15 protein-coding genes are annotated in these 12928 nt (G+C 43.3%); 10 read left to right on the forward strand and 5 right to left on the reverse strand.

The genetic code is table 11. The features are described 5' to 3' along the window. Nucleotides 1-163: 163 nt before the first annotated feature. From DOZ58_RS05985 to DOZ58_RS06025, 9 genes are all read left to right on the forward strand, one after another. The gene (locus DOZ58_RS05985; RefSeq protein ID WP_204355480.1) at nucleotides 164-3022 is read left to right on the forward strand and encodes a methyl-accepting chemotaxis protein; all 2859 of its coding nucleotides are present in this window, start codon (nucleotides 164-166) and stop codon (nucleotides 3020-3022) included. Between the two features lie 171 nt (nucleotides 3023-3193). After that, a complete protein-coding gene (locus DOZ58_RS05990) occupies nucleotides 3194-3685 on the forward strand; it encodes a Na+/H+ antiporter subunit E (RefSeq protein WP_111887492.1) in 492 nt (163 codons plus the stop codon). Beyond that, on the forward strand, nucleotides 3682-3948 hold the full coding sequence (locus tag DOZ58_RS05995) for a monovalent cation/H+ antiporter complex subunit F (RefSeq protein WP_111887493.1): 267 nt from the start codon (nucleotides 3682-3684) through the stop codon (nucleotides 3946-3948). The genes DOZ58_RS05990 and DOZ58_RS05995 overlap by 4 nt, the downstream gene beginning before the upstream one ends. Next, complete coding sequence (gene mnhG, locus DOZ58_RS06000) at nucleotides 3941-4243, forward strand: monovalent cation/H(+) antiporter subunit G (protein WP_111887494.1); 303 nt, start codon at nucleotides 3941-3943, stop codon at nucleotides 4241-4243. Before DOZ58_RS05995 ends, mnhG begins: the two co-directional genes overlap by 8 nt. After that, nucleotides 4240-4785 carry a DUF4040 domain-containing protein gene (locus DOZ58_RS06005; RefSeq protein WP_111887495.1) on the forward strand — a complete coding sequence of 182 codons (546 nt, stop codon included), beginning with the start codon at nucleotides 4240-4242 and terminating at the stop codon, nucleotides 4783-4785. Before mnhG ends, DOZ58_RS06005 begins: the two co-directional genes overlap by 4 nt. Next, nucleotides 4775-5038 (forward strand): hypothetical protein, encoded by a 264-nt coding sequence (locus DOZ58_RS06010; RefSeq protein WP_111887496.1) that lies wholly within the window; start codon nucleotides 4775-4777, stop codon nucleotides 5036-5038. The genes DOZ58_RS06005 and DOZ58_RS06010 overlap by 11 nt, the downstream gene beginning before the upstream one ends. Beyond that, nucleotides 5031-5420, forward strand: a complete 390-nt coding sequence (locus tag DOZ58_RS06015; protein WP_111887497.1) for an MnhB domain-containing protein — start codon at nucleotides 5031-5033, stop codon at nucleotides 5418-5420. Before DOZ58_RS06010 ends, DOZ58_RS06015 begins: the two co-directional genes overlap by 8 nt. Beyond that, on the forward strand, nucleotides 5420-5773 hold the full coding sequence (locus tag DOZ58_RS06020) for a sodium:proton antiporter (RefSeq protein WP_111887498.1): 354 nt from the start codon (nucleotides 5420-5422) through the stop codon (nucleotides 5771-5773). Before DOZ58_RS06015 ends, DOZ58_RS06020 begins: the two co-directional genes overlap by 1 nt. Then, nucleotides 5766-7367, forward strand: coding sequence for a complex I subunit 5 family protein (locus tag DOZ58_RS06025; protein WP_111887499.1), 1602 nt, complete (start codon nucleotides 5766-5768; stop codon nucleotides 7365-7367). The genes DOZ58_RS06020 and DOZ58_RS06025 overlap by 8 nt, the downstream gene beginning before the upstream one ends. On the opposite strand, the gene DOZ58_RS06030 is transcribed toward DOZ58_RS06025, so the two are convergent. From DOZ58_RS06030 to DOZ58_RS06040, 4 genes are read right to left on the reverse strand one after another with little or no spacing between them, the layout of a single operon-like run. After that, the gene (locus tag DOZ58_RS06030; protein WP_111887500.1) at nucleotides 7364-7594 is read right to left on the reverse strand and encodes a FeoA family protein; all 231 of its coding nucleotides are present in this window, start codon (nucleotides 7592-7594) and stop codon (nucleotides 7364-7366) included. The genes DOZ58_RS06025 and DOZ58_RS06030 overlap by 4 nt on opposite strands. Next, complete coding sequence (locus DOZ58_RS06035; protein ID WP_111887501.1) at nucleotides 7570-8346, reverse strand: HD-GYP domain-containing protein; 777 nt, start codon at nucleotides 8344-8346, stop codon at nucleotides 7570-7572. Before DOZ58_RS06035 ends, DOZ58_RS06030 begins: the two co-directional genes overlap by 25 nt. Nucleotides 8347-8373: 27 nt before the next feature. Then, on the reverse strand, nucleotides 8374-8523 hold the full coding sequence (locus tag DOZ58_RS18660; RefSeq protein WP_204355481.1) for a hypothetical protein: 150 nt from the start codon (nucleotides 8521-8523) through the stop codon (nucleotides 8374-8376). A 16-nt stretch (nucleotides 8524-8539) separates the two neighbouring features. Beyond that, nucleotides 8540-8842 carry a GGDEF domain-containing protein gene (locus tag DOZ58_RS06040; protein WP_111887502.1) on the reverse strand — a complete coding sequence of 101 codons (303 nt, stop codon included), beginning with the start codon at nucleotides 8840-8842 and terminating at the stop codon, nucleotides 8540-8542. A gap of 274 nt (nucleotides 8843-9116) precedes the next feature. Between DOZ58_RS06040 and DOZ58_RS06045 the strand changes: the two genes are divergently transcribed. Next, nucleotides 9117-9716, forward strand: a complete 600-nt coding sequence (locus DOZ58_RS06045) for a hypothetical protein (protein ID WP_111887503.1) — start codon at nucleotides 9117-9119, stop codon at nucleotides 9714-9716. A 116-nt stretch (nucleotides 9717-9832) separates the two neighbouring features. Here DOZ58_RS06045 and DOZ58_RS06050 read toward each other — a convergent pair whose 3' ends face one another. Next, nucleotides 9833-12754: a methyl-accepting chemotaxis protein gene (locus DOZ58_RS06050; RefSeq protein WP_111887504.1), complete on the reverse strand. Its 2922-nt coding sequence runs from the start codon at nucleotides 12752-12754 to the stop codon at nucleotides 9833-9835. Between the last annotated feature and the right edge of the window lie 174 nt (nucleotides 12755-12928).

Genomic DNA, 12928 nt, shown 5'->3' on the forward strand with positions numbered 1-12928 from the left:
CCCGATAAAAGCCCTCTGGTTTATGCGCTGATGCAAACCAGAGGGCTTTAAACAGTCTGAAATTTTTAAATAATTGTTATTTAATTTTTCTGTTATTATGTATTTTATTGGGGTAAATAGTTTGCCAAAGAGGAATTTATTCTATTTCAAGGGGGAATTAAAAATGCGCTGGATCTTAAACATGAAAATCGGAGTGAAACTGATGTTAAGTTTCATTATTATCGCCCTGATCACCGGGGTAGTTGGCGTTGTTGGCGTTATTAATTTACAGGATCTTCAAAACTCCAATCGTATACTCTACGAAAAGATGACGGTACCAATTGCCGATGTTGGTCAGATTTCCACCTCCTACCAGCGAATGCGGGTTATCGTCCGGGATATGATCATTGAAAACAGCCCCGAATTGATCCAGTCCAATGCCGATAAGGTCATCATCCGCAATGGCGAAATCGATGAGGCAGCAGCGGCTTTCGAGAAAACAATCGTCGATCCGGAGATGCAAGCGGTCTTTGACGATCTGGTTGAATCTCGCAAGGTTCTGGCTCAGGAATTTGAAAAGGTAAAAGCGCTGGCTATCCAGAATCGGGATGCCGAAGCTTTCGCACTGATGGCCGATACCGGTTCCTATGAAATTGCCGCTTCGGTGGTGATGGATACCATTAATCAACTGGTACCGATGAAATTAGAAGAAGCACAGAAAACCGAAGAAATCGATATGGCTACGGAAGACGCGGCCACGACCACCATGATTATTGTAACCCTGGCAGCCTTCGGTGTTGCGATCATCTTCGGGTTGGTCCTCCGTTCAATGATCAGCAAACCCCTACAACAGGCCAACCACATGATCAAGGAAATGAGTCTGGGACATTTCAGCCTCCGTCTCAATATGAAACGGAAGGATGAAATCGGCGAGATGGCCGAGTCCATGGACGACTTCTCCGATGAGATCCAAAATGTCATCATTGGGACTATGAACCAGATTTCAAGGGGTGATGTGAGCACCGATGTGGAACCGAAGGATACTCAAGATGAACTTGCTCCCGCCCTTAAACTCACCATCGAAACCATTCGCGACCTGATTCGTGAAGCAACCATGCTGGCGCAGTCGGCCATTGAAGGAAAATGGGATACCCGTGGTAACTCAGCAGCCTTCCAGGGCGGTTTTAAGGAAATTGTTGAAGGTGTTAACGGCACCCTGGATACCGTTGTTGATAAGATGGTCTGGTATGAAGCCATTATCGATGCAGTACCATTCCCCCTCCATGTCACCGACAACGATATGAAGTGGACCTTTATGAATAAACCCTTTGAAGATCTGATGATTGCCAACGGGGTTATCAAAGATCGCACCTCGGCCTGTGGCATGGACTGCTACAATGCCAATGCTGATATTTGCCGAACCGAAGGCTGCGGTATCCGACGTCTGGTCGATCAGGGCTTAAACGACAGCTATTTTGAATGGGTCGGTCGAAGCAATAAACAAGATACCGCCTACCTAAAAAATAAAAAAGGCGAAAATATTGGCTTCGTTGAAGTTGTCACGGACCTAACACCGATTATCCGGGTCAGCGATTATACCAAGGCCGAAGTTTCCCGTCTGGGGAACAACCTGATTCGTCTCTCAGCGGGTGATTTAGACTTTGATTTAAATATTGGTGAACCTGATGAATATACAACTGAAGTCAGTGCTCAATTCCACGGAATTGTCAGCACCTTAGGCGATGTTAAAAATTCAGTTGATAATCTGATTAGTGATGCGACCATGCTGGCCGAGGCCGGTATTGATGGCCGCTTGGATACCCGTGCCGATGCCAGCCGTCACCAGGGAAATTTTGCCCAAATAGTGGATGGTGTTAATGCGACCTTGGATGCCGTTGTCAAACCAGTTCAGGAAGCTTCGGAAACCTTAAAAGAACTGGCGGAGGGCAATCTTAACACCAGTATGACAGGGAGCTACAACGGTGATTATACCCTTATTAAAGACAATATGAACCAGACAATCGCCTTCTTAAAACGATATGTCGATGAAATCACCCATACCCTTGAAGAAATGGGACGGGGTAATCTCGATCAACAGATCACAACCGATTATCTGGGCGATTTCCAGGCTATTAAAACAGCTCTTAATGATATTACCGGCAACCTCAGCAATACCATGACCGAAATCAATATGGCCGCTGGCCAGGTGGATATGGGTGCCAAACAGATCTCTGACGGCGGACAGGCCTTATCCCAGGGCACCACTGAACAGGCCAGCGCTATCCAGGAATTGACCGCTTCCATTGAAGAAGTGGCTGCCGAAACCAAACGTAACGCCATGAATGCTAACGAAGCCAATGAATTGGCTGTTAATGTTCGCTCCAACGCCGAAAAAGGCAATCGTCAAATGACCACCATGATTGGCGCCATGGGCGATATCAACGACTCCTCAAATAATATTTCTAAAATTATCAAGGTCATTGATGATATCGCCTTCCAAACCAATATTCTGGCCCTCAACGCCGCTGTTGAAGCTGCCCGAGCTGGTCAGCATGGCAAGGGTTTTGCCGTGGTCGCTGAGGAAGTAAGAACCCTGGCCGCCAGAAGTGCAGAAGCTGCCAAAGAAACCACCGGTTTAATTGAAGGCTCCATTGACAAGGTTAGTGTCGGCACAAAAATAGCTGATGATACCGCCGAGAGCTTAAAAGAGATTTTAAATCAAATTGATAAGGTCGCCGGTTTAGTCGGCACCATCGCCCAGGCTTCCAATGATCAGGCTTCAGAAATCGCCCAGATCACTCAGGGCATTGAGCAGGTATCCCAGGTTGTTCAAACGAATTCAGCCACCGCCGAAGAAAGTGCTGCTGCCAGCGAAGAACTTTCCGGCCAGGCAGAAATGTTAAAACACATGGTGGATGCTTTTAAACTAAAATCAAAGCACTCGTCAGAGCAAATACCAATACCAGCGACACAACCCATTAAAAAAGTTGAGAAACCGCTGCCTGAACCAAGCATCATACTGGATGATATGGACAAGTATTAGTCGTATATTTTTGAGGCCCGGATTCCTGATCCCGGCCTCTTTTTTATCGACCTAATCATTTATATTTTAGTGACCACCGTATAATTGTCTAAACTCGTTGACATCCGGTTGTCGTCTTTATTATAATGAAGTCTACTTAAATGGTTATTCTAAAAGCAAGGAAGGAGCACTATGAAAAAACTAAGGCATTTCATTATACTTATTTTTATTTTTACTGGCATCTGGCTTATTTTTAATGAAAGTCTGGCCTTTTCTCAAATCCTGATCGGCCTTTTTTTTTCAGTCGTTTCGGTTTTATTCACCAATCGCTATCTGCTGGAGAACGATTATACCGAGGCTTATTCAATTAAACCCGCTATACTCTTTCATTACACTACGTATTTATTCATCCAGATATATCGATCCGGCTTTTCCGCTATTTTAAAAATCATAAGAGGTCAGGATGCCGTTAAAATTATTGAATATGAAACATGTATCCGTGATGACCTGGCTATTTGCTTATTAGCCAATGCCATCACCCTGACTCCCGGGACGGTGACAATCGGAAAGAATGGCCGACTGCTTCAAATTCTGGCTTTTCAGGATGAAAATACCTTCACGGATATCACTGAAGGTAAAACCTGTTCCCCCTACGAAATGATCTTAAGGAGTTTGGAATCATGACCTTTTTAGAAGCCACCCTATTTGTCATTGCCATCTATATTGCCCTAGTTCTTGTTCGGGTTATTCTAGGACCTACCATTTGGGATCGCCTTTTGGGCCTGAATGCCATTTCAGCAAAAATCATTATGTCGATCATTATTCTATCCCTTATTACCAATCAGCCCTACTTGCTTGATGTCGCACTGGTTTATGCCCTACTTGGGTTTATCGGCACGGTACTCATTGCCCGATTTATCGAAAAAAAGGAGACCTCTCATGATTGATTTATTCGCCTATCTACTCATGATTATCGCCCTTCTTTTTATGGCTTTTGGCGTCATCGGTCTGTTTCGGTTTAAGGATTTTTATTCGCGAATCCTTATTTCGTCTAAAATCGAAACTGTTGGCTTTCTGACTGCCATGATTGCTTTTACCATTTTATCCGGGATCAGTTTTGCTGCCATGAAAATACTGCTGATAACGTTGCTGGTGATGATCACAAACCCATTAGCCACCCACGCCATTGCCCGATCGGCTTTTTTAAGTGGTTATACCATTGATCAGGAGACCGGGCCATGACCGAAAACATCTTTCTCATCGCTTTGGTTATTATGGCAATTATCGCCCTCAACACAAAAAAACTAAGACGGGCCGTTGTCTATTTGGGCGTTTTTTCGCTAATCAGTTCCTTTGTCTATCTACTTTACGGTGCTCCGGATGTGGCCATTGCTGAAGCGATCATTGGCAGCACGATCACCACGGTTTTATATCTGGTAGCGCTGAGAAAATATAAAGTCTTTTCCATTTATTACACAAATGACTCACATTTCCAGGATATTCGACTGGTAAAAAGCAAATCCCCTTTTTTATATAATCTGGAGACCTTTTTAATTAAACGGGAAATGGAACCGCAGATTGTTTATTCCCGCGAACCCATTGAAACCATCCTCGCCCAGGAAAAGTTTGACCTGGCCATTCATCATACCGACGACGATATTTGGATTTATGGCTGTGCCGAAGATTACCAGATCGATGCATTGGAAGACTATTTACTATCAAACCATGGCGACTTAAATATACATTTGACTCGTTATGAGGAAGGAGCCGATAATGAATCGTAGAATTATCACAATGATCTTTACCCTATCGCTTACCGTACTGATTCTTTATCTTAATTTTGATGCACCTTTGATCGCTGAGCCACTCGTGGCAGATTTTTATATTGAACATTTTAACACGGACACCCATGCCCAAAATGCTGTCGCCGCAATCTACCTCAATTACCGGGTATTTGACAGTATTTTTGAAACCCTGATTCTTTTAGTCAGTGTTTCGGCTGTTATTACTCTTTCCTGGAGGCGAACCGATGACTGACCATTCTGAAATTATTTCTCGTATGACCGGGCTTTTATATCCCTTTATTTTGTTATTTGGATTTTACATTATTTTAAACGGTCATGCCAGTCCCGGCGGGGGATTTCAGGGCGGTGCTGTATTAGCCGCGGTTTTTATCAGTCGCTATCTGGTAGAACCGGATCGGTGTATCCGACTTAAAACTCTAAAAACCGCAGAAAAGACGCTTTTTGTTTGTATTATTCTGTACCCGGTTCTTTTTCTATTTCCAACGACCTCCAACCATTCGGAATTCATGAATCTGTGTTATCTTATCGTCATGAATTTTCTAATCGGTTTGAAGGTCTGCAGCGGCTTTACGATTGTTTTTTTCAGGTTCGTCTTTTATGAAGGAGGTATTTAATGATTGCCATTAACGGAGAATCGATTAGTATTATCCTTTTTTTTGTCGGTGTTTATGGCCTGATTGCCAGAAGAAATATCATCAAATCGGTTATGTCTATCAGTATTATGCAAGTCGCCATTATTTTATACTTTATTACAACCAATATTGCCCCAGGAAGCGCCCCCCCGATTGGCGATGTTGCCCAGACCCTCCAGGTCGCAGATCCGCTCCCTCAGGCATTGATGATTACCGATATTGTTATTGGTATTGGTGTTACCGCTGCTGGTTTAACGATGTTTATTCATCTTTATCATCGTTACGGGTCCAGCAACTGGCAAAAAATTATGAAAAAAAGGACCCCCCATGATTAATTTACACTGGATTATTCTGTTACCGATTATTTTTGGAACCGTTGTTAAGTTGCTTCCCCTTAAAACAGCAAAAAAACTGATGGTTTTATTTCAGGCCGTCTTACTGGTTTTGGTCTTCGTGATTTTTATTGAGGTTCGCAAAAATGGCACCATCCTGGAAAACATTGGTGGCTGGCCGGATACGATTAGCATCACCTTAAGAGCTGATCTTCTGGCCTCAGCCATGGCTCTTTTGACCTGCTTATTGTTTTTAGCCATGCTAACCTTTGTTCAAAACAAGCACTATGCCGACCACCTGTTTTTCTTTCTTTTTCTGAGTCTTGAGAGCTTAATTATCGGTATTTTTCTTTCGAACGATTTGTTTAATATTTTTGTTCTCATTGAAGCCGCCACCCTAATCATTACCATTCTGATTATGTATAAAAAGACCAACCTTTCTATTTATGATGGAATGATGTATTTTTTGATTAACGTTGTAGCGATGTCATTTTTTTTGATGGGTTTGGGGATGCTATACAAAAAAATTGGTGTTCTTGACTTCTACGCGCTCGAAACCGCTCTAAGCCAGGTTAAGGACCCCGATAGTATGATTCTCCCTTATGCCTTTATGATTACTGCGGTTAGCTTAAAAGCTGCTTTAATGCCCCTTTTTAGCTGGCTGCCAAAGGCCCATGGCACACCCAGTGCGCCATCTGAGGTTTCTGCTATTCTATCCGGATTATATGTTAAAACAGGGGTCTACCTATTTATCCGCCTGCAGTTAGCCTTTTCACCGCTGATTGACACCTCTGAACTTTTTATGGTGCTTGGATTTATCACTGCTATTGTCGGTTTTGTGTTAGCCTTTGCTCAAACCGATATTAAACTGCTCCTGGCTTATTCAACCGTTTCCCAAATTGGCTTGATCATGGTCGGTATCAACATGGGTAGTCCCCAAGCCTATTGGGGTGGTCTCTATCATATTATGAATCATGCTGTTTTCAAGTCTACTCTTTTTTTAACCGCCGGGATGATTATTACCGAATATAAAACCAGAAATTTAGATGAGATTAAAGGGGTGTTTAATCACATGCCAGCAGTCGGAATGGCGACTGTCATTTCAATTTTAGGTATCGTTGGGGCCCCACTTTTTAACGGTAGTATTTCTAAATACTTGATCTCCGAGGGTTCCTCCGGTTCCTGGATCGAATATGGCCTGATTTTTATTAACCTGGGAACCATTATTGTCTTTATTAAATATGGCCAGCTTCTTTTCGGTGAGTCAGGTAAAAAAGAAACCGCCAACTCCGATATTTTGGAGAAGGCAGTGGTTTTAGGTTTAAGTATGCTTTGTTTTTTCGGCGGAATTTTTGGTAGCGAACTGATTTCGATTCTCTTTGAGGTCAACTTCCCGGTGGAAATCTTATCCCATGGGGTAAAGCTGCTCTTGTTCGTGGGTTCCTTATTCCTGGGACTAGTTATTTACTACGGATTATTCAAGAAAAAAAATTATCTGGCCGTTCTTAATGCCATTGAGTTGGGTTTTAATGAAATTTGCCTCTCGATTACACTATTTTTTGCTTTCATGGTTATTTATTTAAAGATAACACTTTAATGATATTTTGAAGTAACAACCTGAATTAAAGAGGTGATCTCATAGCCCAAAGCCAGCTGACTCTCTAACAACTCAATGGTCATGGGTCCCTGATGCTCGGCCGAGATAATTTTTATCAACGCGCCCTTAATAAACCCCATACTATAAAGGCGCTTGTGTGAGGCTTCGTCCACATCTAAATCCTTCACAATCACTGTACTTCCTATTTTACACATGGATAATGGCATAATTCTCTCCTCATTTTTATTTGCTTAGTTAATTCGCTTTGAGAGTGGCTGTGTTTCTTGATGAGATCACCTAAAACTAAAACAATATGCCCATCTAGCATCTGGGGTGATTCTTTTACTATTTCCAAGAAGGCAAATTCATAACTCAAGGCCTCACGATAATTACGCTTGCTGGTCATTGCATCAAAAACGTCGGCAACTCCGACAATACGCTCGTGTCGATAGATCTCGTCCCCTGCCAAGTGATTGGGATAGCCACTGCCATCAAGCCGTTCGTGATGATTATGAACAATTTGAACACTTGAAACGGGCAACCATTTTTGCTTTTTGAGCACCTGAAACCCAATTTCTGAGTGTGTTTTGATAACATCAAATTCAACTTCACTGAGTTTACAGGGCTTGTCCAGGATTTCTCTGGGAATAAAGAGCTTGCCAATATCATGAAGGATTGCCCCAAGCCCAATTTCTGTGATCTCCGATTGGCGCAAACCCAACTCTTTAGCAATACCCATGGCCAGCAAAGCGCATCGGATGGAATGTCCCGGCAGGCAATTGCTGAGACAGTTTGCATTTCGATACTTTTTCAGATCATCAAACGATGCCTCATTGAGTTTTTTTATCAACTGTTTCAGATAGGCCCGGAATTTTACAGTAAAGATTTCCTGATTGCCTACTACATAATATCGCAGATACACTTCGTTTAAATATTTCGAAAAATCACAGATCTCTCGGGATGCCTTTTTTTCTGTCATCTAACTATCCTTTCCTCGCGACGGACCTTATTTAAATTGAGCGCTGGTAACTCGGTTCTTACCATTTCTTTTTGAACAGTATAAGAGTTCAACGGCCCGATCAATCAACATGGTTTGTTCACCCCGACTCAATGCTACCGTTGAATGACAAACCCCAGCTGAAAATGTTATTCGCATTTTTTAATGATCAAATTCAAAAGGGTACTTTGCAGCAAAAGTACAAATCCACTCGGCAATTTTCTGTCCAAAAGGTTACCGGTAGCAACACCGCAAACTCTTTTCCGCCATATCGGGCCCCGATATCTGAGGTACGAAGCTGTTTTTTGATAATTTGCGAAACTTCCCGGATCACATAATCACCGAAAAGATGGCCATAGACGTCATTGACTACCTTGAAATCATCAATGTCAAAGAGTATCAGAATAACTGGCGCATGTTTTTCGACAATGACTTCGAGGGACTGATAAAAGACCTGATCCTTTTGTATCTTCTCCATCAATAACTCCCATTACTTCCATTTATCAAATTAACGAATTGCAAATTAAAACTTCTGTTAGACAGTGCTAACTTTTATTTTTTAGTATACCACTTCGTTTTTCTTTTATCAAGTGGTTTTATCGCGACCATCTGCATGAAATCGGTTCTGATTATTTTCTAACTGCGATTATTTTAAATTTAATGTTATATTTTGCTGAATTTTGTCGATATAGTTTATAGAAGCAAGCAAATAATTTAGAAACGATTATTTAATATCTATTAAGGAGGATGTTATGAATGCAAATGCAATTGATGCGAACAAAACTCTGAATCAAGCAGTTCAGACAAAGGGCGTCACCCAAAATGCTGACATCAAAGTTGAGCCCGAGGCTGCCGATAAAGTCCAACCCGTTGTACAAAAACTCGACTCCATTGAACTTGGCACTGCTACTTCTGAAGACATTGGAACCTACACGGTCGACCGTAAAAAGATAGACGCAATCAAGCAGGATTTTGCCCGAAATACCGAATCTTTCAAGAAAATGGTTGAAGCCATGATTGAAAAACAGGGCAAGAAAGTGAGTCAGGTTCTTAAAGATCTGGCCGACGGAAAAGAAGTTAACATCATTGTTGATTCAAAAACTCAAGCGGCTGCCCAGGAAGCGATTTCTGAAGACGGCTATTATGGGGTAAACAAAACATCAGAACGGATTATTGATTTTGCTAACGCGCTCTCCGGTGGTGATAAAAGCAAACTTGAAACCCTCAGAAATGCCTTTAAAGAAGGCTTTGAAAGTGCTAAAAAAGCATTTGGCGGTGAACTTCCAGAAATCTCCCAACAAACCTATGATAAGGTTATGCAGGGATTTGATGATTGGGCTAAAGAAGAATAACAAACTTCTTCGTAAAGAAGTTTGTGTTCTCTTCGCGTGCGAAGATCTTACCACCAAAAAAGACAAGGAAAAATTTCCTTGTCTTTTTTGGTTTAATTCTTTTGTATTTAAGCTTATTATTTTAATTTAAACCGCGTGATCATTTCCTTGAGCAACTGCGATTGACTGGATAACTCTTCACTGGCTGCTGCCGATTGCTCCGCTGTTGCTGTATTTCCCTGGACAACCTGGGAGACCTGGTCGACCCCCAGATTAATCTGGGTGATATTGGTAGCCTGATCATTGGAGGCTTCGGCAATTTCCTGAACCAGTTCCGCGGCCTTGGTAATTTCTGCTACAATTTCTTCTAATGCGTTGGCTGTTTCATCAGCAATGGCGGTACCATCTTCGGTTTTTCTGACTGATCCTTCGATCAGAGCGGTCGTTTCCTTGGCGGCTTCTGCACTTCTGGCGGCCAGGGAACGAACTTCTTCCGCAACCACAGCAAAGCCCTTGCCGTGCTGCCCGGCTCGGGCGGCTTCTACAGCAGCGTTTAGCGACAGAATATTGGTCTGGAAAGCAATATCATCGATGACCTTGATGATTTTTGAAATATTGCCGGACGCCTGGTTGATTTCATCCATCGATACCTGGAGCTGGCGCATGCTGTCATTGCCTTTTTGGGCTTTTTCCTGGGCGGTGGTCGAAAGCATATTGGCTTCGCTGGCCCGCTTGGCATTGTCTTTTGTTTTATCTGCTATTTCATCAATGGACGAGCTCAATTGCTGGATAGCGGCCGCCTGTTCAGTCGAGCCCTGAGCCAGCATCTGGCTGCCATCCGATACTTGTGACGCCCCGGCTGATACCTGATCGGCCGCTTCGTTCATGTCGTTTAAGATTCCGTTAAAAGATGCGATGATATGGTTAAGGGCCGTTTTAATCGGTTCAAAATCGCCCTTATAGTCCCCGGTAGTACTGACGACCATATTGGAGTTCGCCATCTGGTCCAGAATATCAGACACTTCATCAACAATCCCCTGTAAAAAGTCCAGGGTACTGTTGAGGGAATTTTTAAGGGCTGAATGCTCACCCTGATATTCCCCTGCCATTCGCAGTTTCAAGCTGCCGTTGGCCACTTCTTCCAGCACCGTGTTGGCTTCCTGTATTGGTGCCACCATGGCATCGAGAGTGGCATTGACACCAGCGACAATCCGGGCATATTCGCCGCTATGTTTAAAGGTATCGGCCCGGGCATTGAGATCTCCTGCAACAGCAGATTCAACCAGACTGTTGGTGTCACCAACTAACATCTTGATACTGTCAAAGGTTTTGTTAACCGAATCCTTAATAACGGCATACTCCCCTGTATAATTGCCTGCCATACCCTGTTCTAGATTACCCTGAGCCATTTCCTCAAGAACCCCGGAGGCTTCCTGAATCGGCTCTGCCATGGCGTCCAGAGTGCCGTTGACCCCGGAAATTATTTTCGCATATTCACCCTGATGTTTGGTGGTATCGGCCCGGGTTTCTAACTCTCCGGCGACAGCAGCTGCTACTAGAGAATTAGTATCACTGACCAGCATTTTGATACTCTCAAAGGTTTTGTTAACAGAGACTTTAATCAGCGCATGTTCGCCCTTATAGTCGCCCTGCATGTCTTGTGTGAGATCCCCTCTGGCCATCGCTTCCAGAACGCTGGAGGCTTCTTTAATCGGTTCAACCACCGCATCCAGTGTCTGATTGACCCCAGCAATCACCTTCTGATAATCGCCATTGTACTTTGACGCATCGGCCCGTTCATCCAACCGACCTTCAACGGCCGCAGTCACTAACATATTCGTATCGGTGATCAACGTTTTGATGGCTCCCTGGGTATCCTGTAAGGCTGGTCCGACCTGATCATTGTCACCGACCATAATAATTTCATCATCCAGATTCCCCCGGGAAATATGTTCCAGTTTATCAATCAGATTTTCCTTTACATTCTGCTGCATGGTTGTCACAGCCTTTAGCATCGTACCGATTTCATCCTGTCGATTGAGATATTTACCAGCATTGGACTGTTCATTATGTCGAAAATCAAAGCCCGCCAGACGGTTTAATTCCTCGGTGGTTGCCATAATTGGCTTGGCGATGGTGCCACTGATTAGAAATACGGCAAATGCTGCAACAATAATTGCTAACAGAATCACGGTTATAATAGTATTTCTGACTTCAGCTACCTGAGCATCCACCTCAATCTGATCCATGGCTACTGACAGTATCCAGGAAGTCCCTTCAACCGGAGCAAAGCCAATTAACATGTCCTTCCCGTCAAGGCTGTAATCACCATAGCCCGGTTCACGGGTTAACATGTCACTGCGTACCAGCTCAGCTAACTGGGCATAATCGGGATTTTCCGCATCAGCCTCAGCAAAATTAAACTGCTGCTTGACCAACTCCAGATTTGCATTTCCCACTGCAATCCCATCGTTATTAATCAGTGAGCCAAAACCGGTTTCTCCATAGGTTACCTCACCGACAATGCTGCTTAAGGTTTTTCCTTCTTTTCTGCCATAAAGAACTGCTGCAATCCCACCGTTTTGATAGACCGGTGTTGCAAACAGCAGTACCGGCTCTCCGGTAACCCGGCTGATAGTAATATCCGATACCGTCGGAACACCGGCCGCTGCCCCTTTAAAATAACTTCGATCAGCAATGTTAACGGTATCCCCAGTAATACTTTGGGTAACACCATTCCCTGCCAGATCTGCTAAAACAAAGGCGTCATACCCCACTCGTGTAGCTTCTGCTTCAAAAAAAACAACCCGCTGTTCCTGGGACACCGCCGGATCCAGAATCATTGAATTCTGAGCCAGCGCCTCCATATAGTTCAGTTGGTTATTAATGCTGGTTTCAATATACCGGGCCTGAACCAGCGCCATATTTTGTAATTGTTCATGGGCATCTTCCTCCAGAACACTGGTAAACTGACCAACAACAATTACCCCCAAAATACCTGTGACTGCCAAAATGAGTGCGGTGAACAACATGATAAGACGTAACCTGATTGATTTCATCCTTTCTCCTTCCTTTTCCCTTTATTGTTTGGCTTATCAAAGGTATTAAATTCACTCAATCAGAATTTAATCTACGCGAATTCATACATATTCAAAAAACCTCTATTAAGATTAATAGTACTTATATACCATCTTCAACCGTGTGTAAACGTTTTTTACAACGTTCGCATCCAA

Origin of the sequence: Acetobacterium sp. KB-1 (assembly GCF_003260995.1) — a bacterium.
In the GTDB taxonomy this organism is placed as follows: domain Bacteria; phylum Bacillota; class Clostridia; order Eubacteriales; family Eubacteriaceae; genus Acetobacterium; species Acetobacterium carbinolicum.